The organism is Lysobacter sp. CCNWLW3, from assembly GCF_036697405.1.
GTDB lineage: Bacteria > Pseudomonadota > Gammaproteobacteria > Xanthomonadales > Xanthomonadaceae > Lysobacter.
In genome coordinates this window covers 257,472-282,645 of sequence record NZ_JBAHWA010000004.1, presented here as the reverse complement: position 1 = coordinate 282,645, position 25,174 = coordinate 257,472, and the positions used below count along the sequence as shown (strand labels likewise).

Below are 25,174 nucleotides of genomic sequence, written 5' to 3'. Positions count from 1 at the left end.
GCCTGGGCCCGAATCGATCGGGCCACCGCCGCCGTCAGGCTTGCGGGCCGGTGCGGCCCCTTGCGACGCCGATCGTCATCACAGCGCGGGATATTTCTCGCCGTAGCTAAGCGCTTCGTCGATGCGATTGGCCAGGGCGATAGGACAGTTGTAGAAATCCGAGTGCGCGCAAAGAAAGCTGTAGGCCATGTTCAGATCGACGGACAAGGTCTTCGGGGCGGCGCCCTTGGGAATATGCAGTTCGATGACGCGCCCGCCGCCGTAGGTCGACTTGCCGCTGGTCTTGTCCTTGATCAGCAGGAGCAGGGCGTCGATGTCGGCCCAGCGGTTCTTGTAACTGTAGGCCTTGACGGTGTGCACGCGGCCGGCGATGGGCAGCCTCACCGTGCCCATGGCGTACATCACGCCCGCGTGCTCGCGCGAATCGAGGTAGTTGACCGCGGTCGGGTTCGCGCTGGGGGTGAACGAGGCCGCGATCACGCCCTTGGGGTTGTACGGGAAATAGTCCAGGCCGCGGAATCCGCGCTTTTGCACCAGCGCCGGGTTGTACAGCCAGACCTTGAGCGTGGTGGTTCCGAGGAAGGACACCCTGACGGTCATCTGGTTGGGCAAGGTCAGTTGCCGGCCCTCTCGTTTCAGCAGGTCCGTCGCCGCGATTCCGGGCCCGCTGAGCATGGCCCGCGCGTTGCGGAACTCGATCCGCGCGAGGTCCGCGGAACCCGGCGTGTTCGACCAGGCGAGTTGGCCGGCGGTGCCGGCGGCGCGCAGGAACAGCGATTGTCCGGCCGCGATTTCCTTCATGTCCTGCGCGGCATACATGCCGGTCGGGCCGGCCGCGTTGAACGCGGCGCCCTGCGTGAAGGAAAGCCATTGTTGATGCCCGTCGAGCTCGCCTGCGAGCGCTTGCGACGATAGAAACATGCACAGCAGCAATATCCAGCGCATATCTTGCCTCCGAAACGATGGTTGTTGGCGAGGGCGTACCTGCCCATTCGGCGATGGTAGGGCGATGCGGATCGGCGAAACTATGCTTTTCCAGGCACTTCGCTCATGAACGCGGGCCGCGCGCACGAACGCGACGCGCCTGGGGGCGCCAGGCAATCGCGTCTGTATCGGCGAATGGCTTGCCTTAGCGGGACTTATAAGGAAAAAGTCGGCGCCGTGAATTTACTCGGCAGGTAATGGGGCCTGGACCCGTTGCTGCGAGAAGCATAAGTCGGCGCTCGCCGGCGCAACAACGCGAAAGTTATTGAATAGGCACAAGCTGTGCTTATGGAAGTCTCGTCGGTGCCTAGCCCGGCGGCACCATTCGCTCGGACCTGCCGACCTCCGAGCGGGCCGGTGCCAGGACATCGGACAGATCGGCGCGCTGGCCCGTGAAACGCCCGGCCGCGTCGCCGGCCAGGGCCACGCCGGCGATTCCCACGATCCACAGCAGGGTCTCGCGCGCGCCGCGTTGCAGCGATTCGCGCCAACGCTCGAAACGGCCCTGCAGGCGGCGGCCCGCGAACAGGTACAGGCCCAGCAGCGCCAGCGGCGGCGCGACGAAGATCGCGTTGTAGACCAGCAGCAGCGGCAGCCATTGCCAGACGCCGAGCTTGGCCGAGGTCATCAGGGCGATCGCGGCGAAGTAGGGCAGCGCGGTGACCATCTCGATCGCGGTGACCGTCATGCCCAGCAGGGCCATGCCGATCAGGCCGCCCACGCGTGGTTGCGGTTGCGCCGGCGCGGCTTTGCCTTGCTTGGGCGCGAAGATCGCATAACCGAGCATGCCCAGTCCGAGCGCGAGCTGGATCGCCAGCGCCAGCGGGTGATCGAAGGCCTGGCCGAAACGCGCGACCGCCGCGCCCAGGCCCAGCATCAGGGCGATGCCCAGGACCGTGTAGCTCAGGGCGATGCCGGCGATATAGGCCAGCAGGCGTGGCGCCGCGCCGGGGCGCGCCATCCACCACAGCGCGACGGCCAGCGCCGAAGGATTGACGCTGTCCACGACGGCCAGGCCGAGCACGGGTAGGACGATGTCGGTCATGCGTTGGGGGGCGATGGGCGGAGCCGCATTGTGGGACAGGCAGCGGCGGCAAGGCCTGGGCCGTTGGGCATGCATGCGGATCGTTGCGGCGGCTTGGGTGCGCCGCGCCGCGTCGAGGCAGGCGGTGCCCCGGGTTGATGCGTCGCATACGCAAACCGGGGTGGCGCATATCGAGCCGATCCGGATTGTCGACGGCTCCACCAGCCATTATCGTGGCGTTCGCCCATGCGGCGCTTATCCCCCGTAGAAAGGATTCCCATGCTTCGTTCCTCGCTTAGCCTCCTGATGCTGACGCTCGCCGCCACCGCTACGCCTGCGCATGCGGCAGAGACCGAAACGCGCGCCATCGCCGCACCGGATGTCGCCCACGCCAAGAAATACGCCCAGGACGGCGTCAGCGTTTCGCTGCCGGGCAACTGGACGGTGACCGAGAACACCGCCATGGACGAGGGCGGCGGACGCGCGCTCGGCATCGAGGCCGACAAGCCGGACTTCGAGACCCTGGGGCTGGACATCACGCTGCAGGTCTATCCCGAAGACATCGCGCCCTCGCTCGAAGGCGCGGCCGAATTCCTGGTCGCGCGCCAGATCGACGGCTCCAAGAACTACAGCGAACCCAAGCACAGCGACTACAAGCTGGGCGGACGTTTTCCGGCCCTGGTCTCGCGCTATACGCATACCGTGTTCGGTGCCGATTCGCCGTACGCCAAGCGGGTCGACCTGTACGCACTCAAGCCCTGCGGCGACGGCTGGGTCTGCCTGATCTTCGCCCAGACCCTGGCCGCGAACGAAAGCGCCGCGAGCGCCGGCATGGCCAAGCTGTACGAAACCATGAAGTTCGCTCCCGCCAAGGAGTGAAGCGGGACGCTGCGATGCGTGATCCCTGCGTCGCAGTCTTGCGGTTGGCGCGGGGAGCTCGCAGTCCGGCTGGATTCCGGCCCCGACATGCCGGATGGATTTTGGGTAACGCAATCGGAGCATGGTTATGAACAAATGCAGCATAGCCGTGGCAGCCATGCTCTCGATGGCGGCAACGCCTGCGATGGCGGGGGAGTGGTGGCTGGTGTTCATGGGCGGCGAAAAGCCCGGTCGCCTGATCGTCACGGTCGATGAGGCGTTTCTCGACCCGGTCCCATTCGCCAAGAACACCTACAAGCTGGAGACCTTCTCCTTGATGGAGCATCCGAAGTCTCCGGATTCGGTCTCCTCCAACATGATCATCGATTGCGATCGCAAGACGCTGGAAGAAAAACTGATCCAGGTTTCGCCACGCGACGACTTCATCCAGACCGTGCCCGACCAGCCCGCGCAAGCGCCCAAGGACGCGGCCGGCCGCAAGCTGGTCGAGTTCGCCTGCGAGATGGGCCCGAAGACGCAGGCCGAACGGCTGGCGATGCGCAAGCTCAACAACAGCGAGCGCGGTCTGCTGTTCATGGGGCCGCTGACGACCGGCGACATCCGCGAGTTCGCCTGGAAGAACTTCTGGGAAGACGGCAAGCGCCCGGTCGTCGCCAGCAAGCGATCCAAGCAGGAGATGGACGCCAAGATGGCCGAGCTGGCCGAGCGCAGGAAAGCCGCGCTCACCGAGGCCAACGCCATTGCCGGCCAGGTCGTCGAGGCCGACCAGAAGGACCGGCAGCGCACCGCGGACGTGATGGCTCTGACCGAGGCGAATGCCGCCATCGCCAAGGCGCGCAAGAAGCGGGAGTCGCGCGAAGTGCGCGACGGCCTGGAGCCCTGGATCGGACACAGCGAAACCGAACTGGTCGACGCCTGGGGCAGGCCGACCAGTTTCGAGGATCAGGGGCCCAAGCGCACCCTGCATTACTACAAGTCCACCGTGCTGCTCGGGCCCGATCCGTCGCAGGGATGCGGGCCGGGCAACATGTACGTGCCCGATCCGAACTCCAAGAACGGCGGAATGATGTGCGTGGGCGGCGCTCCGCCCCGCTCGGAAACCAAGGTCGATTGCACCGCCAGCTTCGAAGTCCGCGAGGGCACGATCATCGACTTCGTCACCAAAGGCCAAAGCCTGCAAAGCCTGGCCCATAGCAGCAGTTGCGGGGCGATCTTCGGCAAGTCGCGCTGACCCGGGGCCGCCGCTATCCAGGGATGCGGCGGCCACGTTCTTTCTCGGTCAGAGCAAGCGCCGGCACGACCGATCCGTACGGGGCGATGAAGTCCGCTGCCGCCAAGGAGCGACGCGGGACGCTGCGACGCGCAATGCCTGCGTCGCAGTATTCCGATCGGCGCGGCGGCGCTCCTATGCGGCGTCCGCGGCGCCCATGGAGCTCAGTCGGCGATGATGCGTACCGGGCGTAGTTCGAACGGCGGCGTAGGCGCTGGCGGCAAGGCGTCGAAGTACAGGTGCGCGGTGTCGCCGGCGTTGTAGTAGCTCAAGCGGCGTGCATTGTCGAAGTGGAAGACGTAGCCGGCCACTACCTCCGGCGCGACGGTCGCGCCGAACAGCAGCGCGTCGATCGCGACGATCCGGGCGCCCAGCAAGGCGCGGTAGGGCGCCCGGGCGCTCAGATCGACCCGGCGCCAGTCGCTGTTCTGCGCATACAGCAGGGCGGGCAATGAGGCGTAGATCGCGTAGGTCGCCGATTCACCATCCGAGATCAGCCGCGCCTGCAGCGAGCCGCCGTCGTCGAAGCCGAGTTCCAACGGGCCCAGATCGTCCGACTCCAGCGGCTCGTCGACCGCCAGTTCGCCGTGGCACATGCGCGTCAGGCGTTTGCCCAGGACGGCGAGGATTCCGGTATGGGCCGCCAGCGTCGCGTGCGTCGGCGACAGGCGGTTCACCAGACCTTCCAGAACGGCTTCTTGCGTGCGGGCGTTTCAGTCCCGCTATCCGCAGGCGTGTGGCCGAGATAGGGAATGGCCTTGCCGCTGAAACCGTCGATGCCCAGCGGCAGCGGCTCGAAGCTCCGGCTCAGCCAATCGGCGTGTTGCTGTCGCGCTAGGGCGACTTCCGCGTTGGGCAGCACCAGGAAGCCGTGCGTGTCCGAGCCGCCGTAGGAGTCGCTGTGCACGAATACGGTGTAGCGCTCCTTCAGGATTTCGGCGATCGAGGCGATCATCACGTAGCGGTCGCGGCCGCTTTCGGTCAGCGGGACGGCATAGCTCGTCCCGCGATGGACCAGTTCGCGCGGCTCGTCTTCGTCCGGCATCGCGATCGCATCGGCTTCGTCGAGTTCATCGGAAAAGCCGGTGACGACTTCCGACTCGAAGGAGCGCCAATCGATCCAGATCAGCGCCTCCGACAGCGCGTCCTCGTCCAGCGTCGTCAACGTCGTTAACGGAATGCGCATGCGGTACTCCGAGGACCGGACAGGTAAAGCGCGGGCTCGGCTCGGCGCCGGTCCGCGTACTTACGCGTAGCGGTCGGCCAACGCATCGGTGGACGACACCAGCACGTCCACGATCGCCGGGTCGGCCGCGCTGTGCCCGGCCAGCACGATGCGCAGTTCGGCCTCGGGCCAGGCCTGGGCCAGGTCGTAGGCGCTTTTCACCGGGCAGATGATGTCGTAGCGGCCGTGCACGATGGTCGCGGGAATATGGCGGATGCGGCCGACATCGCGCAGCAGTTGGTCCGGTTCCAGGAACACGTCATGGCGGAAATAGTGGGCCTCGGCGCGCGCCACGCTGATCGCCAGGTGCGGTTCCTCGAAGTTGCCGGTCTCGTCGGGGTCGTGGATCAGGGTGGTGCTGCCGCCTTCCCAATAGCCCCAGGCCTGCGCCGCGGCCAGCCGCTCGGACGGATCCGCGCTGTCGAGCCGGCGCCAATAGGCTTCGGTGAGGTTGTCGCGCTCGGCCTCGGGGATGTGCCCGACGTAGCGCTCCCAGCGTTCCGGGAAGATCCAGCGCGCGCCGCCGTCGAGTTCGTTGAACCAGCGCAGCTCGCCGGGGCGGCCCAGGAAGATGCCGCGCAATACCAGCCCCAGGACGCGTTCGGGGTGCGCCTGGGCGTAGGCCAGGGCCAGGGTCGAGCCCCAGGAGCCGCCGAACACCACCCAGCGGTCGATGCCGAAGTGCGCGCGGATGCGTTCGATGTCGGCGACCAGGTGCCAGGTGGTGTTGTCGCGCAGCTCCGCGTGCGGCGTGGACTTGCCGGCGCCGCGCTGGTCGAACAGGACGATGCGGTAGCGCGCCGGATCGAAGAAGCGGCGGTGGTAGGGCGAGACCCCCGCGCCCGGACCGCCGTGCAGGAAGATCACCGGCAGGCCGTCGGGATTGCCGCATTCCTCGATATGCAGTTCGTGCAGATCGTCCACCGCCAGCCGTTGCGTGCGGTAGGGCTCGATCTCGGGGTACAGCTCGCGCATGGCGCCGCTCCGTGGGGTTTGCGCAAGCATACGGCGCGGCGATGGTGGGTACGATAGGGGCTGCGGCGAAACGGTGATCGCGACGAGCGAGCGGGCGTGTCCGATGCTGACGACGGGGCAGCGACCTGGCGCTGGCCAGCTTCGTGTGGGAGCGGCGTAAGCCGCGATGGCATTGCTTCGTGTCGCGGCGACCGTACCGGTGAGCGGCGATGCGTCATTGGCCGCGCAGGCGGTTCGATGGCATCGACTGCGGAGAGCTTGCGCCGGTGGTTGGGGTTGAGCTATCGCGGCTTACGCCGCTCCCACAGAAGGCAGGGGCGGCGCATTGCTTTGGGTAGGAGCGGCGTAAGCCGCGACCGCGTTGTGTCGGAATCGCGGCGGCCGCGTCCATAGCCGGCGTTGGGTCGCTGGCCGCGCCGGTTTTCCGATGGCATCGACTGCGGAGGGCTCGTGCCGGAGCTTGGGGCTCGCGGTCGCGGCTTGCGCCGCTCCTACAGAAGGCAGGGGCGGCGCGTTGCTTTGGGTAGGAGCGGCGCGAGCCGCGACCGCGTTGTGTCGGGTCGCGGTGGTCGCGTCCGTAGTAGCCGGCGTTGGGTCGCTGGCCGCGCCGGTTGTTCGATGGCATCGACTGCGGAGGGCTTGCGCCGGTGGTCGGGATTCGCGGTCGCGGCTTGCGCCGCTCCTACAAGGCAAGGCGGCGCGCCCGCCCCTGCCACAGGCGGAGGTGAGCTGCAGCTGGGGCGCGACGGCTGGCCTCAGGCGTGGTCCAGCAGGTGCTGCAGCACGGCCTCGCCGTAGCGGTCGAGCTTGCTGGCGCCGATGCCGGGGATCCGCGACAGATCGTCGAGGTCGTCTGGTGCGGCCTCGGCGATCGCGCGCAGAGTGGCGTCGTGGAAGATCACGTAGGCGGGCACGTTCTGCTCGCGTGCGGTGGCCGAGCGCCATTCGCGCAGGGCGTTGAAGCGTGCCAGCGAGGTCGGATCGAGGTCGATCATCGGCGCCGCGGCGGCGCCGCTGCGGGTCTTGCGGCTGCGCGCGGCCTTGGGCTGTTCGGTGCGGAAGCGCAGGTCGCGCTCGCCGCGCAGGACCGGGCCGCTGTCGGCGGTGAGGCGCAGCGCGCCGTGGCGTTCGATGTCGGCTTCGAGCAGGCCGCCAGCGACCAGCTGGCGGAACACGCTGCTCCATTGGCGCGCGTCCAGGTCGCTGCCGATGCCCCAGGTGCTGAGGCGGTCGTGGCCGAACTTGAGCGCCTTCTCGGTCTCCACGCCGCGCAGCACGTCGATCACGTGGCCGGCGCCGAAGCGCTGGCCGGTGCGGTAGACACAGGACAGGGCCTTGCGCGCGGCTTCGGTGCCGTCCCAGCTCTGCGGCGGCTCCAGGCAGTTGTCGCAGTTGCCGCAGGCGCCCGGATGCGGTTCGCCGAACCAGCCCAGCAGCGACTGGCGCCGGCATTGGGTGGATTCGCAATAGCCGAGCAGGGCGTCGAGCTTGCGCAGCTCCAGGCGCTTGCGCTCCTCGCCGGCCTCGCCCTGCTGGATCAGCTGGCGCAGGTTGACCACGTCGCCCAGGCCGTAGCAGAGCCAGGCCTCGGCGGGTTCGCCGTCGCGGCCGGCGCGGCCGGTCTCCTGGTAGTAACCCTCGATCGACTTGGGCAGGTCGACGTGGGCGACGAAACGCACGTCGGGTTTGTCGATGCCCATGCCGAAAGCGATGGTGGCGACCATGACCACGCCGTCCTCCTGTAGGAAGCGGCGCTGGTTGGCCGCGCGCGTGGCCGCGTCCATGCCGGCGTGGTAGGGCAGGGCGCGGATGCCGGCTTCGACCAGTTGCTCGGCCACCGCGTCCACGCGCCGGCGCGAGAAGGCGTAGACGATGCCGCTGTCGCCGCGATGGGCGGCGAGGAAATCCAGCAACTGGCGGGTGCCGTTGTCCTTGTGGACCACGCGGTAGCGCAGGTTGGGACGATCGAAGGAGCTGACGAAGCGGCGCGCGTCCTCCAGGTTCAGGCGCTCGGCGATCTCGCGCTGGGTCGGGGCGTCGGCGGTCGCGGTCAGGGCGATGCGCGGGATGTCCGGCCAGCGCTCGTGCAGGATCGTGAGTTCGCGGTATTCGGGCCGGAAGTCGTGGCCCCATTGCGAGACGCAGTGGGCCTCGTCGATCGCGAACAGGGCGATCGGGGCGCGGTCGAGCAGGGACATGAAGCGCCCGGTCAGCAGGCGCTCGGGGGCCACGTAGAGCAGGTCGAGCTCGCCGGCCAGGAGCTGGCGCTCGACTTCGGCCGCGGCGGCCGCGTCCAGGGTGGAATTGAGGAAGGCCGCCTGCACGCCGAGCTGGCGCAGGGCTTCGACCTGGTCCTGCATCAGCGCGATCAGCGGCGAGACCACGACGCCGCAGCCGTCGCGCAGCAGCGAAGGCAGCTGGTAGCACAGCGACTTGCCGCCGCCGGTGGGCATCAGCACCAGGGCGTCGCCGCCCTCGCTCAGGTGTTGGACGATCTGCGCCTGTTCGCCGCGGAAGTCGGAATGGCCGAAGGTGCGGCGCAGCAGGTCGAGGGCGTGGTCTGACATGGCGCTAGTGTAACGAGCGCCGGCCTTACGGCCGCTAAGCGGATGCCGTGGCCCGATGTAGGAATTCGCCGTGGGCGCGACCGGGGCTCGCGATCCAGGGCCGCCCGCGCCGCGGTCGCGGCCGGACAAGGTCGACGCGGGCCGGCCGCCATCGGCAACTCCCCCTGTGGGAGCGGCGTGAGCCGCGATCGGCCCGGGACCGCTGCCCGGGCGGTCGATCGCGGCTCACGCCGCCCCCACAGGGGGCGGAGGCTAAGCGTTTATTGCAGCAGCGAGCGCAGCATCCAGGCGTACTTCTCGTGGGTCTGCAGGCGCTGGGTCAGCAGGTCCTCGGTGGGCGCGTCGTCGACGTCGTCGGCCTGGTCGAGTACCTTGCGCGCGGTGCGGCACACGGCTTCGTTGCCGACCACCAGCTGGCGGACCATCTCGCGCCAGTCGGCGGCGTCGCTCAGGCCCGGTTCCTCCGGGATCGAGCTCAGGCGCACGAACTCGGCGTAGGAGCCCGGCGCGTTGAAACCCAGGGCGCGGATGCGCTCGGCGATCTCGTCCAGCGCGGTCCACTGCTCGGTGTACTGGGTCTCGAACATCACGTGCAGGGCGTTGAACATCGGGCCCGTCACGTTCCAATGGAAGTTGTGGGTCTTCAGGTACAGGGTGTAGCTGTCGGCCAGGAAGCGCGACAGGCCCTCGGCGATCTTCTTGCGATCGGCCGGCGAGATCCCGATATCGATGGAGGGCGCGTTGCTGCCCGGCGCGGGCGAGGCGGCCGGCGTCAGCGGCTTGGCGGGCTTGGTTTTGCTGGTTTTGCTCTTGTCGGGCTTGTTCGACTTGGCCATGGGGGGCTCCTGTCCTTAGTGGAATGGCGACGGCCCGCGACGGGCCGAATAGGGTTTTTCCGGCGTTGCGACGACAATAGGCGCTGTCGCCGCCGATGTTAAATGGTTTGTTCCTAGCGCTGCGATGCAGACGATCTATCGATGAAGAACGAGTCCTCCAGGCCACCATCCACCGACGATGCTAGCGCCACCAACGCTAGCGCCGCGTTACGCCAGGCCCGGCGCGCCATCGACGGCGCGCTGAGCCGCGACCGCGGCCGTCTGCACGGGCTGTGGTCGCGCTGGAGCGGCAAGCCCGGCGACGCGGCCGCGCGCGACGCGTTCGCGCAGGCCCTGGCGGTGTCGGTGGCGCAACGCGAGGCGCGCGCGGCGGCCCTGCCCAGCGCGCCGGTGGAGCCCTCGCTGCCGATCGCGTCCGAGGCCGAGCGCATCGTCGCCTTGATCCGCGAGCACCCCGTGGTGGTGATCGCTGGCGAGACCGGTTCGGGCAAGACCACCCAGCTGCCCAAGCTGTGCCTGGCCGCCGGGCGCGGCGCCGCCGGCATGATCGGCTGCACCCAGCCGCGCCGGATCGCCGCGCGCGCGGTGGCGCGGCGCGTGGCCGAGGAGCTGAACACCCCGGTGGGCGGCGCGGTCGGCTACCAGGTGCGATTCAACGAGAACGTCGGCGAGCGCACCGCGATCAAGTTCATGACCGACGGCATCCTGCTGGCCGAGATCCAGTCCGACCGCTGGTTGTCGGCCTACGACACCATTCTGATCGACGAGGCCCACGAGCGCAGCCTCAACATCGACTTCCTGCTGGGCTACCTCAAGCAGCTGCTGAAGAAGCGTCCCGACCTCAAGCTGATCGTGACCTCGGCGACCATCGACACCGAGCGCTTCGCCGCCCATTTCGACAATGCGCCGGTGGTGAACGTGGAAGGGCGCGGCTATCCGGTGACGGTGCGGTATCGGCCCTTGGACGAGACGGGAACGAGTAGCCGGGAATCGGACATCGAAAAACCGAGCCGCCGCGAACCCGCTGCTACGAATCCCGACTCCCGAATCCCGAATCCCGGCCTTTCAGTCAACGACGGCATCGTCGCCGCCTGCGACGAGATCACCCGCGAGGATCCGCGCGGCGACGTGCTGATCTTCCTGTCCGGCGAACGCGAGATCCGCGACGCCCACCAGGCCCTGGAACGGCGCAAGTACCGCGAGACCGAAGTGCTGCCGCTGTATGCGCGGCTGTCGGTGCGCGACCAGGACCGGGTGTTCAACCCCGGCCCCAAGCGCCGCATCGTGTTGGCGACCAACGTCGCCGAGACCTCGCTGACCGTGCCGCGCATCCGCTACGTGGTCGATCCGGGCCTGGCGCGGGTCAAGCGCTACAGCCCGCGCGGCAAGCTCGACCGCCTGCATATCGAGCCGGTCTCGCAGGCCAGCGCCGACCAGCGCAAGGGCCGCTGCGGCCGCATCAGCGAAGGCACCTGCTACCGCCTCTACAGCGAGGCCGATTTCGAATCGCGGCCGCGCTACACCGATCCGGAGATCCGCCGCGCCGCCCTGGCCGGCGTGATCCTGCGCATGCTATCGCTGGGCCTGGGCAGCGTCGACGCGCGCGGCAAGCGCGGCGGCGACGGCGAATCCGGCGGCGCGGCGCGCATCATCGAGGACTTCCCGTTCCTGGAGCCGCCCGACGGCCGCGCCATCGCCGACGGCTGGCAGCAGCTGACCGAACTGGGCGCGGTCGACGAGCAGCGCCGGCTCACCGCGGTCGGCCGCAGCATGGCGCGCCTGCCGGTGGACGTGAAGCTGGCGCGCATGCTGGTGGCCGCGCAGGCCCACGGCTGCCTGCGCGAAATGATCGCGATCGCCGCCTTCCTGGGCATCCAGGACCCGCGCGAGCGCCCCGCCGATCAGCGCGCCGCGGCCGACGCCGCGCACGCCGAGTTCGCCGATCCGCGTTCGGAGTTCATCGGCATCCTCAAGCTGTGGGACGCCTACCAGAACGCGCACGAGGAGCTGACCCAGTCCAAGCTGCGCGGCTGGTGCGAGAAGCATTTCCTGGGTTTCCTGCGCATGCGCGAATGGCGCGAGTTGCATCGCCAGCTCAAGCTGCTGTGCGAGGAACTGGGCTGGGCGAGCGACCGCGCTTATCAGCCGCAGGCTCATGCGGTCGCGAGCGCCCGGCCGAGGATGGCCGGGCAGGACGGTCCGCGAGCGCGCATGCCGCGCCAGGCAGGGCAGGTGCGCAAGCTCGGCGAAGACGAGGCCGTCGGCTACGACGCCGCCGCCTACGCCACTTTGCATCGCGCCTTGATCGCCGGCCTGCCCAGCCAGATCGGCCAGCGCGGCGACAAGGGTTTCTACGACGGCCCGCGCGGGCGAAAATTCCAACTGTTCCCGGGCTCGCCGCTGGCAAAGAAGCCGCCGCCGTGGGTGCTGGCCGCGACCCTGCTGGACACCGAGCGGGTGTGGTCGATGACCAACGCCGGCATCGAGCCGGACTGGGCGATCCAGGAGCTGCCGCACCTGCTCGCGCGCCGCTACCACGACCCGCACTGGGCGCGTTCGCAAGGCCGCGTGGTCGGCAGCGAGCAGATCAGCCTGTTCGGCCTGGTGCTGGCGCCGAAGCGGCCGGTGCACTACGGCGCGCTGTTCCCGGAAGAGAGCCGCGCGATCTTCGCGCGCGACGCCCTGGTGACCGGCGAGATCAACACCCGCGCGGCTTTCCTGCAGCGCAACCTCGCCACTGTGGCCAAGGCGCGCGACGAAGAAGCCAAGCAGCGTCGCGCCGGGCTGGTGGTCGACGAGGACTGGATGAGCCAGTGGTACCTGGACCGGCTGCCGCCGCAGGTGCACAACGCCCAGGCCCTGGACGCGTGGTACGGCAAGCTGCCGGCGGCCGAGAAAGCGGCGCTGGAATGGTCCAGCGCGGAGCTGATGGTCGGCGGCGAGAGCGAGGCCGCGCGTTTCCCGCCCTATCTGCAGCTGGGTAACGCGCGGCTGGCGGTGCGTTACCGCTTCGAGCCCGGCGCGCCCGACGACGGCATGACCCTGGCGGTGCCGCTGCACCTGCTCAACGCGCTGGACCCGGCGCAGCTGTCCTGGCTGGCGCCGGGCTTCGTCGCCGACAAGGCCGCGGCACTGATCAAATCCCTGCCCAAGACCCTGCGCCGCAATTTCGTGCCCGCGCCGGACTTCGCCAAGGCCTTCCAGGAAGCGCACGCCAAGCCCGAGGCCGACGACCTGGTCGGCGCGCTCGCGCGCTTCCTGCGCAAGCTGACCGGGGTGGAGGTCGCCGCCGGCGATTTCGATCCCGGCGCGATCGAAGCGCACCTGCGCATGAACCTGCGCCTGCTCGATGCCGGCGACGAGCGCGGCGCCGGCGGGCGCAAGACCGAGCCGGTCGTGCTGGCCGAGTCGCGCGACCTCGACCAACTGCGCGCGCGTTTCGGCGAACGCGCCGCGCGCGCGTTCGCGGCGCGCGCCGCCGACGGTCTGGGCCAGCGCGGCCTGACCGCCTTCCCCGAGCAGCCGATTCCGGTCTCGGTGCCCGGCGCGGCCGGCGTGCCGGCGTTCCCGGCCCTGCACGACGACGGCGACAGCGTGTCCCTGCGCGTGCACGCCGAGCGCGAGGCCGCGCTGCGCGCGCACCCGGACGGAGTGCGCCGGCTGCTGGCGATCGCGCTGGCGGACAAGCTCAAGCAGGCGCGCAAGCAACTGCCGGTGTCGCCCAAGACCGGCCTGCTGTACGCGGCGATCGAATCGGCCGCGCCGCGCGCCGACGGCCCGCGCGACAGCGACCGCCTGCGCGACGACCTGGTCGGCGGCGCCTTGCGTTCGCTATTGGGCGAAGACGACGAGCTGCAGCAGGTGCGCGACGCCGCCGCGTTCGAGGCGCGTCGGGAGACGGTGGCGCGCAAGCTGTTCCCGGAGGCGATGGAGCGTCTGCGTCAGGCCGAGACCATCCTGGCCGCGGTCGCCGACGCGCGCGCCAAGTTGGAGTCGCCGCTGATGGGCTGGGCCAGCGGCAACCTCGACGACATGCGCGCGCAGTTGGCGACGTTGACGCCGCCAGGCTTCCTGCGCGAGGTGCCGGCCGAGGCCCTGCGCGAGTACCCGCGTTATCTCAAGGCCCTGGCCCTGCGCGGCGAACGCGCCCTGCGCGATCCGGTGCGCGACCAGGCGCGAATGCTGGAACTCAAGCCCTTCGCCGACGCCCTGGCGGCCGCGAACGCGGCCGGCACCGCCGGGACGGCGGGCTGGCAGGCGCTGCGCTGGGACCTGGAAGAGCTGCGGGTGTCGCTGTTCGCGCAGGAGCTGGGCGTGCGCGGCGGGGTGTCGCCGAAGAAGCTGGCGAACCGACTGGCGCAACTGCGCAGTTAGGACGGGGCAGCCGGGTATTTCTCGCTGACGGCTGATTATTGGTTGCTGGTTGCTGGTTGCTGGTTGCTGGTGCTGATCGCCGGTTGCGGCGTTGTCGCTTTGGCTCGTCATCCCCGCGAAGGCGGGGATCCAGTGACTTCAGCGTCTTGTGGGCATGTGACGTGGCCCGCGCCGAACGAACATCCCGGGCACACGTCGACCGCGTTGCGCGCGGTCGAGAGTTCCGCGGTCACTCCGGCGCCGCCTTCGCGGCGGTGACGTTTCGGCAAAGCCACGCACTGCGCGCTTGGGCGGATCGTCATTTGATCCGCTGCACCCGTGCCTTGGGCAGGTCCTCGTCGACTTGCAGGAACCAGCGCCCGCTCACGCCCGGCACGACCACGATCGCCGGCGCCTGCATCGGCTTGCGCAACTTCAGGCTGCCCTTGAGCACGCGCCACTGCTGGCCGTTCTCCAGCGCGAACACGGTGCCCGGCGCCCATTCGGCGACATCGCCGAGCAGGCGGCTGCGGATCGGGCCGTCGCCGGCGCCTTCGAGCAGGCCGGCGTCGTCATGGCCGGGCGCCGCGCCGGCCATCGCGGGCACGGCGGCGGGTGCCGGCGGCGCCGCAGCGGCCTCGCGTTCGGCGTCCTCGCGCAGCAGGCGGTTGAGCAGGGCCAACTGCGCCGGCGTCAGCGCGTCCAGGCCGGTCTGGCGCAGCTGTTCGGGGCTGAGGCGGTGTTCGAGGTCGCGGTAGGCGGTCTGCGCGCCGGCCAGACTGGGCAACAGGACGAGCGCAAGCAGGAGGGCGGTACGGTGGAGTCGGCGCATGGGTCAGGCCTGGCGACAGCGGTGCGGAGTCGGGCGCCATCGATCGCCGCGGCCGGTATGCGGCGGACGGCGGATGGCGCGGTTCAGGCCGCCCAGACTATTGCGAAGGCGTGACAGTTTCTTGACATGGCCGCTGGCCGCGGCGCCCGGATCATCGCGATCCGGGACGCATTGCGCCGCGGCGGGCGCCGCGCTCGGACGCGGCCATGCTGGTCGCAGGGCCGCGCGTAGGGACGCTTACTTGATGCGCTGCACCTTGGCGCGCGCGTTGTAACCCTGCACCGATATGTACCAGACGTTGCCGATCAGGCCCGGGTTGATCTTCACTTCCGGATTGCTGAGCTTCACCCCGGCCAGGGAGGCGTCGTCGGACTGCTGCCAGACCTGGCCGTTGTCCAGCGTGTACTGGCGGCCGCGACCGAAGCCGCGGAATTCGCCGCTGATGCGCGAGGCGATCGGGTCGCTGGAGCCGCCGAAGTTGAAGAAACCGCGATGTTCGGTTTCGATCACTTCCTTGGCGCTCTTGGCGGCCTTGGCGCTTTCGTCGCCGATCTTGCGGTTGAGCCACTCGTTGAGGCGGCCCAGTTCCTGCGTGCTGAGCTTGTCCAGGCCCGCGGCCTTGAACTGCTCGGGCGTCATCTCCTGTTCGATCGGCGGCTGCGACTGGGCGAAAGCCGCAAGCGGTGCCAGCGCGAGCAGGGTGGCGACGATCAGCGGGCGGGTGCGGAGCATGTGCTGTTCCTCGGGTCGGTTGGCGGCTAGTGTAGACGCTCCCCCGAACCGCTTCGATCCCGATACGCAATCCGCGATGAACGCATCGCCTTCCGCCCCCGCTCCGATCCAGACCGCGCTCGCGCACGCGTCGGCGGCGGCGATCGCCGGCCCGCTGCGGCAGCGCCTGGATCAGGCCGCGCAGGACCCGGCCGCCGCACGCGACGCCCTGGACGCGCCGCCGGTGGTGGCGGCCACCCTGGACGCGCTGGGCCTGCTCGGCGCCGACGGCGACACCGTCGCGGCCGCGCTGCTGCACGCCTATCCGGGCCTGGCCGCGGCCATGGGCGCGGCGCTGGACAAGCAGTTCCCGGCGGTGGCGGCCCTGCTCGACGGCCAGCGCGCCGCCGCCCAGGTCTGGACCCTGCACGCCGAGCACGGCGCGCGCTCCGGCCACGAAGGCCTGCGCCGGCTGTTGCTGGCGATCGTGCGCGACCTACGGGTGGTGCCCATCCTGCTGGCGCGCCAGCTCGCGCGCATGCGCAACGCCGACGCCCTGGCGCCGGACGCGCGCCGCGAACTGGCGGCGCTGACCCGCGACATCCACGCACCGCTCGCCAACCGGCTCGGCATCTGGCAGTTGAAATGGGAGCTGGAAGACCTGGCGTTCCGCTACCTGGAACCGCAGACCTATCAGAAGATCGCGCGTCTGCTGGACGAGAAGCGCGGCGACCGCGAGCGCTACATCGAGCAGGTCAAGCGCACCCTGCGCGGGGCCCTGGCCGCGGCCGGCCTGCAGGGCACCGAGGTCGCCGGCCGGCCCAAGCACATCTACAGCATCTGGAAGAAGATGCAGCGCAAGGACGTGCCGATCGGCGAGCTCTACGACCTGCGCGCGGTGCGGGTCATGGTCGAGGACCTGGCCGCCTGCTACACCGCGCTGGGCGTGGTCCACGCGCAATGGACGCCGATCCCGAGCGAGTTCGACGACTACATCGCCCGGCCCAAGCGCAACGATTACCGCTCGCTGCACACCGCCGTGGTCGGGCCGGAAGGCAAGACCCTGGAGGTGCAGATCCGCACCCACGACATGCATCGCCAGGCCGAGCTGGGCGTGGCCGCGCACTGGAAGTACAAGGAGGTCGGCAGCCAGGCCGCCGACGCCTCGTTCGACCGCAAGATCGCCTGGATGCGCAAGCTGCTCGACGCCCACGGCGAGGGCGGCCGCGACGGCGGCGACGCCACCCTGGCCGGCGAACTCGACACCGAACTGGTCGAGGACCGGGTCTACGTGCTCACGCCCAAGGGCGAGGTGATCGACCTGCCGACCGGGGCGACCCCGCTGGATTTCGCCTACCACGTGCATACCGAAGTCGGGCACCGCTGCCGCGGCGCCAAGGTCGACGGCCGCATCGTGCCGCTGGACCACAAGCTGCGCAGCGGCGACCGCGTCGAGATCCTCACCGCCAAGACCGGCGAGCCGCGCCGCGACTGGCTGGTCGCGGCCAACGGCTTCCTCGCCAGCGGACGTTCGCGCGACAAGGTGCGGGCCTGGTTCCACAAGCTCGATCGCGCCCGCAACGAGCAGGCCGGACGCGAGCTGCTGGACAAGGAACTGCGCCGGCTCGGCCTGCTCGGCGCCGACCTCGCGCCCGCGCGCGAGCGCTTCAACCTGGGCAACGACGCCGAGCTCTACGTCCAGGTCGCGCTGGGCGACCTCGGCCCGCACCAGGTCGGGCGCGCCCTGCACGAACACGAGCGCGCCGCCGCCGCGCCGCCGCCCGCGACCGGCACCACCACCCTGGCGCCGGTGCCGCGCCGGCGTCCGAGCAAGAGCACCGACTTCACCGTCGAGGGCGTCGGCAACCTGCTGGTGCAGCTGGCGCGCTGCTGCCAGCCGCTGCCGGGCGAACCCATCGTCGGCTACCTCACCCGCGGCCGCGGCGTCAGCGTGCACCGGCCCGGCTGCGCCGCGTTCGAACGCCTGGCCGCGGCCCAACCGCAGCGCGTGCTGCCGGTGGAATGGGGGCGCAAGGGCAGCGGCTACGAGACCGATATCGAAGTGCTGGCGCTGGACCGCAAGTGGCTGCTCAAGGAAGTCACCAACCTGATCGCGCAGGGCAACGCCCACGTGGTCAGCATCCGCAGCGACGTCGAGCGCAGCGGCGCGCGCGTGCGCCTGCGTCTGCGCCTGCGCGTGGCCGATTACGGCCAGCTCTCGACCCTGCTGGGCAAGCTGTCCTCGCTGCCCGGCGTGGAGCAGGCGCAGCGCTGCTGAGCAAGGGCCGTGCGCCCGGGCGTTGCGGCCCGCATGCGTCTCGGCCGTCACTCTGATGCAGCCGCGACGGGGCTATGCTTCGGCCGTGACGTCAGAACGCCCGCCCCGCAACGACCGCAACGAGCCGCCCGGCGCGCGCGCGCCGGCCGCCGCGCCGGCGCGGATCGAGCCCGAATTCGGGCGCTGGAACGAGTTGCGCTTCGATCGCCGCGAGCGCCCGCAGCGGCCGCCGGCCGCGCAGCCCTGGTTCGGCTGGGGCGCGGCCGGCGCGGTGATGCTGGTGCTGCTCGCACTGGTGCTGCTGCGGCAGCCGTTGTCGGACCGGCTGTGGCCGGATTCGCGCCTGCAGCAGCTGCGCGGCGATGCCGCCCTGGCCTTGCGCGAAGGCCGCCTGAGCTCCGCCGACGGCCGCGGCGCGCGCGAGCTGTACGAGGCCGCGCTGGCCCTGGACCCGGACCGCGACGAAGCCCGCGCCGGCCTGACCCAGGTCGGCCAGGCCGCGCTGGCGCAGGCCGAACGCGCGATCGCGCAGCGCCGCTATGCCGATGCCCACACCGCCCTGACCCTGGCCGCCGAGCTGGCCGTGCCGCGCGCCCAGGCCGAGGCGCTGGAGCGCCGCCTGCGCGCGCGCGAAGCCGCCGACGCCGGCCTGGACCAGCTGCTCGCGCAGGCGGCCACCGCGCGCGCAGCCGGCCACCTCGACGACGGCGAAAGCGCCGCGCTGCCGCTGTACCAGCGCGTGCTGGCGCTGCAACCCGATCGCGTCGAGGCCTTGGAGGGCCGCGAGGACACCTTGGCCGATCTGCTTCAGCAGGCGCGCCAGGCCCTGGCCCACGGCGACCTGCTGGCCGGTGCGGCGCGCATCCGCCGCGTTCAGGCCGCCGATCCCGGCCACGGCGAACTGCCCGACGCGCTGGCCGAGCTCGCGCGCCGCGCCGATGCTGGTCGCGGCCAGGCCGAGCGCGCGCTGCGCCGTGGCCGTCTGCCCGAGGCCGCCGAGGGCTATCGCGAAATCCTGGCGGCGCTGCCCGACGACGCCGCGGCCCAGCGCGGCTTGAGCGCGGTCGCGACGGCGTACGCGCAGCGCAGCGAACGCCTGGCCGCGGATTTCCGTTTCGACGAGGCCGCCGCCGCGCTGGGTGAAGCGGATGCGATCGCGCCGGCCACCGCGGCCGTGAGCGAGGCGCGCCAGCATCTGGAGCGCGCGCGCCAGTCGCGCAAGCGCCTGGGCGGCGAGCTACCGGTCGCGCAGCGCCAGCAACGCCTGCGCCGGTTGCTGGACGAAGCCGCAGCCGCCGAAGCGCGCGGCGAATTGCTGGCGCCGCCCGGCGACAGCGCCTACGACAAATTGCGCGCGGCGCAGGCGATCGCGCCGCAGGACCCCAAGGTCCGCGCCGCCGCGGCGCGCCTGTTGCCGGCGGCGCGCCGCTGTTTCGAGGACGAGTTGCGCGGCAACCGCCTCAGCCGGGCCGGCGAATGCCTGGATGCGCGCCGCGCGCTGGAGGGCGAGGGCGCGGCTCTGGGCGATGCGCGCCGGCGTCTGGCCCAGCGCTGGATCGCGGTCGGCGACGAGCGCCTGGGCGCGGGCGAACTGCGCGCGGCGCAGTCGGCGCTCCATGCGGCCGGCAATCTGGATCCGGGGGCGCCGGGCTTGGAGGATTTCGCCAGGCGCGTGCGCGCGGCGGCGCCTGGGGCGAACTGAGGGCCCGTTGTTCGCCCGCGCCTCGCTTTGGTTTTCGACTCGGATCGGCCTTGTGTGGGAGCGCCTCGGGTAGGAGCGGCATAAGCCGCGATCGCGAACTGCGATTGCTGCATCAGCTGGACGCTTGTTGAGATTCCGCTGGCGTCGGATTTTGCTTGGGATTAACGGCATACGCCCGCTGCGCGCGCGGGTCACTTTCTCTTGTCCGGGCTCTCTGTAGGAGCGGCGCGAGCCGCGACCGCGAATTCCGGCCACGTCGTTGGTTCCGAATGGGCTGGCTTTCTGTGGGAGCGGCGTCCCACGGGGATTTCCTTCGGTCATAAGCCGCGATCGCGAACCCCGGCTACTGCGCTGGCTGGGCGGTTGGGGGATCTGCTGTTGCCCTTGCTCTGCTTGGTCGGCACGAAGGTCAATGGCTTCCGCCCGCTGCGCGTGCGGGTCACTTTCTCTTGCTGGCCCAAGAGAAAGTAACCAAAGAGAAGGGCCGGTTGGCCAAACCTCCCTTGCGAGTGCTTGGCTGGCGCCGGGATTTTTCGAATGGACATCCTTGTCCATTCGAAAAACGGCGCGCGTCCTGCGCGCCGCCCTTCGGGTCTACGGTTGTTCGCGTGGGTGCGGGGCTATGGATTCCAATGCCGGGCAACGGCAACGGCAACGGCAACGGCAACGGCAACGGCAACGCCATCGCCATCGCCATCGCCATCGCCATCGCCATCGCCATCGCCATCGTCGGCCGTAGGATGTGGTGAGCCGAAGGCGAACCGCATCGCTCGCGCGGTGGCGCCGGGGCGCCGAAAAATCGGCGTGGGGTCTGCCCGCGATCGCCGCCGCGCTCTACGAAGCTGGGGAGTGTGTTCGGCGGTGCCCGGACGCGAATCGCTTCCGCTCGCTCCTCACCGCTCCGCGCTCACTCCTGCTTCAACAGCACCCTGCGCACCACCTCGCGCGCGGCGTCGAGCGAGAAGTGGGTCTGGACGTTGCGCAGGCCGTTCTCCGACAGGCGCTGCCACAGCGCCGGGTCGCGGTACAGGCGCAGCACCGCCTGGGCGTAGCCGGCGGCGTCGTCGGCGACCAGCGCATCCTCGCCGTCGCGCAGGTGCATGCCTTCGACCGCGCAGCGCGTGGCCACCACCGGCTGGCCATGGGCCATGCTCAGGTTGACCTTGCCCTTGACGCCGGCGCCGTAACGCAGGGGCGCCACCGCGATGCGCGCACCGTCCATGTACGGATCCAGATCGGGCACGTGGCCGTGGATCTCGATGCCGGGCTGCGCCGCGAGCGCGGCGATCTCCGGCGGCGCATCGGCGCCGATGCAATGGAAACGCAGCTCCGGCAGTTCGGCGCGGATCAGCGGGAACACCTCGCTGGCGAACCAGAGCACCGCATCCACGTTCGGCGGATGGCGGAAGCCGCCGACGAAGACCAGATCCTGGCGCTGCTCGAACGCGCGTCCGGCGCCGGCGACCCGGTGCAGATTGGACAGGATGTCGACCCGCGCCTGCGGCGCGTCCTCGGCCAGCAATGCGCGCTCCACCTCGCTGACCACCAGGGTCGCGTCGGAGCGCGCGATGATGTCCAGCTCCAGCTTGCGGGTGGCCTCGGCCGCGCGCGCCAGCGCCGGGTCGGCGGCGACTTCGGCGCCACGGCGTTCGCGCAGGTAGTGCAGATCGACGGTGTCGAACACCAGCCGCGCCTGCGGCGCGTACTTGCGCAGCAGAGGCAGCAGTTCGCGCAGTACGTAGTGGCGGCAGACCATGACCGTGTCGAAACGCGGCCCGTGTTCGCGCAGCCAGGCCGGCAGACGGCCCAGTTCCGGCGCGGTCCATACTTCCACGCCCATGCGCTGCATGGCCGCGACCGAGGCGTCGGCGTGGGCGAGGTACGCCGGTACGAACGTCACCTGCGCGCCTTCCTCCAGCAGCAGGCGCATCAGATTGACCAGGCGCAGCGAACCCGAGTCGCGGTCCGGCTGCGGCACCAGGGCATCGACGATCAGCACGCTGCGGCGGCCGCGCGGGAATGCGGCGCGTTCGGCCGGCGTATTGGCCGGCCATTGCGCGTTCAGCGCGTCGCGCCATTTGTCCGCGAACACACCGCGATTGCGCACCTGGTAGGCCTTCACCCCCGAGCCGGTGTCGGTGCCGGCGGTGATGCCCTCGCAATGCACGACCCGCGCCTTGGGCTGGTAGACCACGCGCAGCCCGGCCGCGCGCACCGCGAAGGCCAGGTCGGTGTCTTCGTAGTAGGCCGGCGCGTAGCGGGTGTCGAAACGGCCCAGGCGCTCGAACAGCGCGGTCGGCAGCGCGATCGCCGCACCCGAGCAGTAATCGGCGTCGCGCAGGAAGGCGTAGCGCGGATGGTCGGGTGCGTCGAAGCGGCCGTAGTTCCAGCCGCTGGCGTCGTCGAACACGATGCCGCCGGCTTCCTGCAGGCGGCCGTCGGGATAGACCAGCTGGGCGCCGACCAGACCGACCTTGGGCTGCTCGTCGAAGGTCGCCAGCAGCACGTCCAGCCAGCCCGGTTGCGGGATGGTGTCGTTGTTGAGGAAGACCACGTATTCACCGCGCGCCATCGCCGCGCCGTCGTTGCAGGCGGCGATGAAGCCGCCGTTCTGGACGCGGCGGTGGTAGCGCAGGCCCTCGACCTGGCGCAGCGAGGCCTCGGTGGCGTCGGAACTGCCGTCGTCGACCACGATCACTTCGAACGCGGCCGCGGGCGGGCGTGCGGCCAGCCCGCGCAGGCAGGCCAGGGTATGGGCGAACTGGTTGTAGACCGGGATCACCAGGCTTGCGCGCGGCCGCTCCGAGGTCGGCAGGGCGAACGGGGCGAACGGCTGCTGCTGCGGCAGCCACAGGGCCGCGCGCTGCACGTCGGGCAGGCGCCGGAACTGGCGCAGCACGCGCTGCCAGGAGGCGGCGAGACCGCGGGTGCGCAGGCTGATCAGGCCGCGCCGCGCCAGGCCCGTTCCCCGGTCCAACATAAACCGAAGATCGGTCCAACTCATCGCCATCGAACGCTCGCCATTGCTGAAGGGATTCCCTAATACGGAGACGGTGGCCGGGCCCGCCGCGCGGCGGCGCCGGCCGGCTGCGTTAGACTCGATGGCTACGAGGGCGCAGCCCTGTCATTGTCCCATGCCGTGGCCCGAATCGATTACGACGAAGACGACAGCTCCGACGACGCCCGGTCGCACGACGGCGGCGGCCCAACCTGGAAACGGCGCCTGGTGACCTGGGCCCTGGCCGCGATCGGCCTGGGGCTGGGCTTCCTGATCCCGTATACGCTCTACCTCAATCACGAGGTCGGGCAGCGCTTCGGCCAGCTGCGCTGGCAGATCCCCACGCGGGTCTATGCCCGTCCGCTGGAGCTGACTCCCGGCTTAACCCTGGACGCATCCACGCTCAAGACCGAGCTCGACGCCTCGGCCTACCGCGACGACGGCGCCGGCGCGCGCACCGGCACCTACGCCCGCGACGGCGGGCGCTGGACCATCTCCAGCCGCGGCTACAACGACGTCGACGGCGCGGTCGCCGGGCGCCGGATCGAAGTGCTGCTGTCGGGCGGCCGTGTGGCCAGCCTGCGCGAGGCCGGCAGCAAGAAATCGCTGAAGGTCGCGCGCCTGGACCCGGCGCGCATCGCCACCCTGTACGGACAGAAGCAGGAAGAGCGCCGTCTGGTCCGGATCGAGGACGTGCCCGAGCTGCTGGTCACCGGCCTGCAGGCGGTCGAGGATCGCGATTTCAACAGCCACTTCGGCATCGACATCTCCGGCATGATCCGCGCGGCCTTCAAGACCGCGACCGGCACCCGCCAGGGCGCCAGCACGCTGACCCAGCAGCTCGCGCGCAGCGGCCTGCTCGGCATCGGCCAGGAGCAGACTCCGACCCGCAAGGCCAAGGAAATCCTGTACGCGTTGCTGATCGAGGCGCGCTACGACAAGCGCACCATCCTCGAGGCCTACTTCAACCAGGTCTATCTGGGGCAGCGCGGCTCGCAGGCGATCCACGGCGTCGCCGCCGGCGCCGAGTTCTGGTTCGGCCGCGACCTGCGCGATCTGAGCACCGAGCAGATCGCGCTGCTGATCGGCATCGTCAAAGGCCCGTCCCACTACGACCCGCGCCGCAATCCCGAGCGCGCGCTGGACCGCCGCAACTTCGTGCTCGGCGAGATGCACGAGACCCAGCTGATCGACGATGCCGAATACCAGCGCGCGCTGAAGACGCCGCTGGGCATCACCAAGACGCCGGGCAGCACCGCCGCCAACCGGTTCCCGGCCTACGTCGACCTGATCCGCCGCCAGCTCGCGCGCGACTATCCGGCCGACGCGCTGGCCGGCGCCGGCCTGAGCGTGATGAGCGGCATGGCGCCGTCGGCGCAGGCCCAGGCCGAAGGCGCGGTCGCGCGCACCCTCAAGAGCCTGGACAGCAAGCGCCGCCCGCCGCTGCAGGCCGGCCTGGTGGTCACCGATGTGCACAACGGCGAAGTGGTGGCCGTGGTCGGCAGCCGCGACGTCGCCCAGCACGGTTTCAATCGCGCGGTCGAAGCGCAGCGGCCGGTGGGTTCGCTGCTCAAGCCCTTCGTGTACCTGCTCGCGCTGGCCCAGCCTGGCAAGTATTCGCTGGCCAGCTACGTCGACGATTCGCCGGTCACGGTGACCCTGGGCAAGGGCAGGCGCTGGAACCCCGGCAACTCCGACGGCCGCAGCCACGGCACGGTGCGCCTGGTCGACGCCCTGGCGCAGTCCTACAACCAGGCCACGGTGCGCGTGGGCATGCAGGTCGCGCCCGAGCGCGTGGCCGGCCTGATCAAGACCCTGGCCGGCATCGAGGCCGATCCCAACCCCTCGCTGATCCTGGGCGCGGTCGATCAAAGCCCCTATGCGATGGCGCAGCTGTACCAGTTCCTCGCCTCCGGCGGCGAGATCCAGCCGCTGCACGCGGTGCGCGGCGTGCTCGACGCCAACGGCAAGGCGGTCAACCGCTACGACAAGGAACCGGCGCCGGCCCAGGAAGGCGACGCGATCGCCGCGCGCCTGATCACCATCGCGCTGCAGCAGGCGGTGTCCAGCGGCACCGGTCGCCAGCTGGTCAACGACGGCCTCGGCCGCCTGTCGCCGGCCGGCAAGACCGGCACCAGCAACGACGGCCGCGACAGCTGGTTCGCCGGCTGGACCGGCGACCATCTGGCGGTGATCTGGGTCGGCAACGACCAGAACAAGGAAACTGGCCTGTACGGCGCCACCGGCGCGATGCGGGTGTGGTCGTCGATCTTCTCGCGCCTGCCCAGCGCGCCGCTGCGGGTCGGCGACAAGGGCATCGACTGGCAGTTCATCGTCAACCAGAACACCACCGACCCGGGCTGCGCCAGCGCGCGCCGCTTCGCCTTCGTCGCCGGTTTCGCCCCCGACTACGCGCCGTGCCCGATGCCGCAGGCCGAGCCGGAGCAGGAGAGCGGCGGTTGGCGCGACTGGTTCGGCATCGGCAAACGCGACGACGAGCAGGCTCCGGCCGAGCCGCCGCCGCAGCAGGAGCAGTGAAG

The 25,174-nt window shown here is 70.3% G+C and carries 16 protein-coding genes; 6 read left to right on the top strand and 10 right to left on the bottom strand.

What is annotated here, in order from left to right; genetic code table 11:
• Window positions 1-78: 78 nt before the first annotated feature.
• Window positions 79-945, bottom strand: a complete 867-nt coding sequence (locus tag V1318_RS10150) for a DUF1684 domain-containing protein (RefSeq protein WP_332939524.1) — start codon at window positions 943-945, stop codon at window positions 79-81.
• Window positions 946-1,291: 346 nt separating this feature from the next.
• Window positions 1,292-2,029 carry a GAP family protein gene (locus V1318_RS10145; RefSeq protein WP_332939523.1) on the bottom strand — a complete coding sequence of 246 codons (738 nt, stop codon included), beginning with the start codon at window positions 2,027-2,029 and terminating at the stop codon, window positions 1,292-1,294.
• A gap of 285 nt (window positions 2,030-2,314) precedes the next feature.
• Between V1318_RS10145 and V1318_RS10140 the strand changes: the two genes are divergently transcribed.
• Together V1318_RS10140 and V1318_RS10135 are read left to right on the top strand one after the other, a co-directional pair.
• Window positions 2,315-2,887, top strand: coding sequence for a hypothetical protein (locus V1318_RS10140; protein WP_332939522.1), 573 nt, complete (start codon window positions 2,315-2,317; stop codon window positions 2,885-2,887).
• 127 nt (window positions 2,888-3,014) lie between these two features.
• A complete protein-coding gene (locus tag V1318_RS10135) occupies window positions 3,015-4,118 on the top strand; it encodes a hypothetical protein (RefSeq protein ID WP_332939521.1) in 1,104 nt (367 codons plus the stop codon).
• Window positions 4,119-4,321: 203 nt separating this feature from the next.
• Here V1318_RS10135 and V1318_RS10130 read toward each other — a convergent pair whose 3' ends face one another.
• The 5 genes from V1318_RS10130 to V1318_RS10110 all read right to left on the bottom strand — a co-directional run bounded on the left by V1318_RS10130 (window position 4,322) and on the right by V1318_RS10110 (window position 9,760).
• A complete protein-coding gene (locus V1318_RS10130) occupies window positions 4,322-4,834 on the bottom strand; it encodes a hypothetical protein (protein WP_332939520.1) in 513 nt (170 codons plus the stop codon).
• Entirely contained in the window at window positions 4,831-5,343 is a 513-nt protein-coding gene (locus tag V1318_RS10125) for a hypothetical protein (RefSeq protein ID WP_332939519.1), read from the bottom strand. Before V1318_RS10125 ends, V1318_RS10130 begins: the two co-directional genes overlap by 4 nt.
• A 60-nt stretch (window positions 5,344-5,403) precedes the next feature.
• The gene (pip, locus tag V1318_RS10120) at window positions 5,404-6,357 is read right to left on the bottom strand and encodes a prolyl aminopeptidase (protein ID WP_332939518.1); all 954 of its coding nucleotides are present in this window, start codon (window positions 6,355-6,357) and stop codon (window positions 5,404-5,406) included.
• Between the two features lie 755 nt (window positions 6,358-7,112).
• Window positions 7,113-8,924 carry a DNA helicase RecQ gene (recQ, locus tag V1318_RS10115; RefSeq protein ID WP_332939517.1) on the bottom strand — a complete coding sequence of 604 codons (1,812 nt, stop codon included), beginning with the start codon at window positions 8,922-8,924 and terminating at the stop codon, window positions 7,113-7,115.
• 260 nt (window positions 8,925-9,184) lie between these two features.
• Window positions 9,185-9,760: a Dps family protein gene (locus V1318_RS10110; RefSeq protein WP_332939516.1), complete on the bottom strand. Its 576-nt coding sequence runs from the start codon at window positions 9,758-9,760 to the stop codon at window positions 9,185-9,187.
• Window positions 9,761-9,901: 141 nt separating this feature from the next.
• Between V1318_RS10110 and hrpA the strand changes: the two genes are divergently transcribed.
• Entirely contained in the window at window positions 9,902-14,134 is a 4,233-nt protein-coding gene (hrpA, locus tag V1318_RS10105; RefSeq protein WP_332939515.1) for an ATP-dependent RNA helicase HrpA, read from the top strand.
• Between the two features lie 298 nt (window positions 14,135-14,432).
• Here hrpA and V1318_RS10100 read toward each other — a convergent pair whose 3' ends face one another.
• Window positions 14,433-14,945, bottom strand: a complete 513-nt coding sequence (locus tag V1318_RS10100; protein ID WP_332939514.1) for a hypothetical protein — start codon at window positions 14,943-14,945, stop codon at window positions 14,433-14,435.
• A 237-nt stretch (window positions 14,946-15,182) separates the two neighbouring features.
• Window positions 15,183-15,677, bottom strand: coding sequence for a hypothetical protein (locus tag V1318_RS10095; RefSeq protein WP_332939513.1), 495 nt, complete (start codon window positions 15,675-15,677; stop codon window positions 15,183-15,185).
• Between the two features lie 76 nt (window positions 15,678-15,753).
• On the opposite strand from V1318_RS10095, the gene V1318_RS10090 reads away from it, so the two are divergent.
• Both V1318_RS10090 and V1318_RS10085 read left to right on the top strand, forming a co-directional pair.
• On the top strand, window positions 15,754-17,934 hold the full coding sequence (locus V1318_RS10090) for a bifunctional (p)ppGpp synthetase/guanosine-3',5'-bis(diphosphate) 3'-pyrophosphohydrolase (RefSeq protein WP_332939512.1): 2,181 nt from the start codon (window positions 15,754-15,756) through the stop codon (window positions 17,932-17,934).
• Window positions 17,935-18,208: 274 nt separating this feature from the next.
• The gene (locus V1318_RS10085; protein WP_332939567.1) at window positions 18,209-19,636 is read left to right on the top strand and encodes a hypothetical protein; all 1,428 of its coding nucleotides are present in this window, start codon (window positions 18,209-18,211) and stop codon (window positions 19,634-19,636) included.
• Window positions 19,637-20,543: 907 nt separating this feature from the next.
• Here V1318_RS10085 and V1318_RS10080 read toward each other — a convergent pair.
• A complete protein-coding gene (locus V1318_RS10080) occupies window positions 20,544-22,646 on the bottom strand; it encodes a glycosyltransferase (protein WP_332939511.1) in 2,103 nt (700 codons plus the stop codon).
• A gap of 138 nt (window positions 22,647-22,784) precedes the next feature.
• Between V1318_RS10080 and mrcB the strand changes: the two genes are divergently transcribed.
• On the top strand, window positions 22,785-25,172 hold the full coding sequence (gene mrcB, locus V1318_RS10075) for a penicillin-binding protein 1B (protein WP_332939566.1): 2,388 nt from the start codon (window positions 22,785-22,787) through the stop codon (window positions 25,170-25,172).
• The last annotated feature ends 2 nt before the right edge of the window (window positions 25,173-25,174 follow it).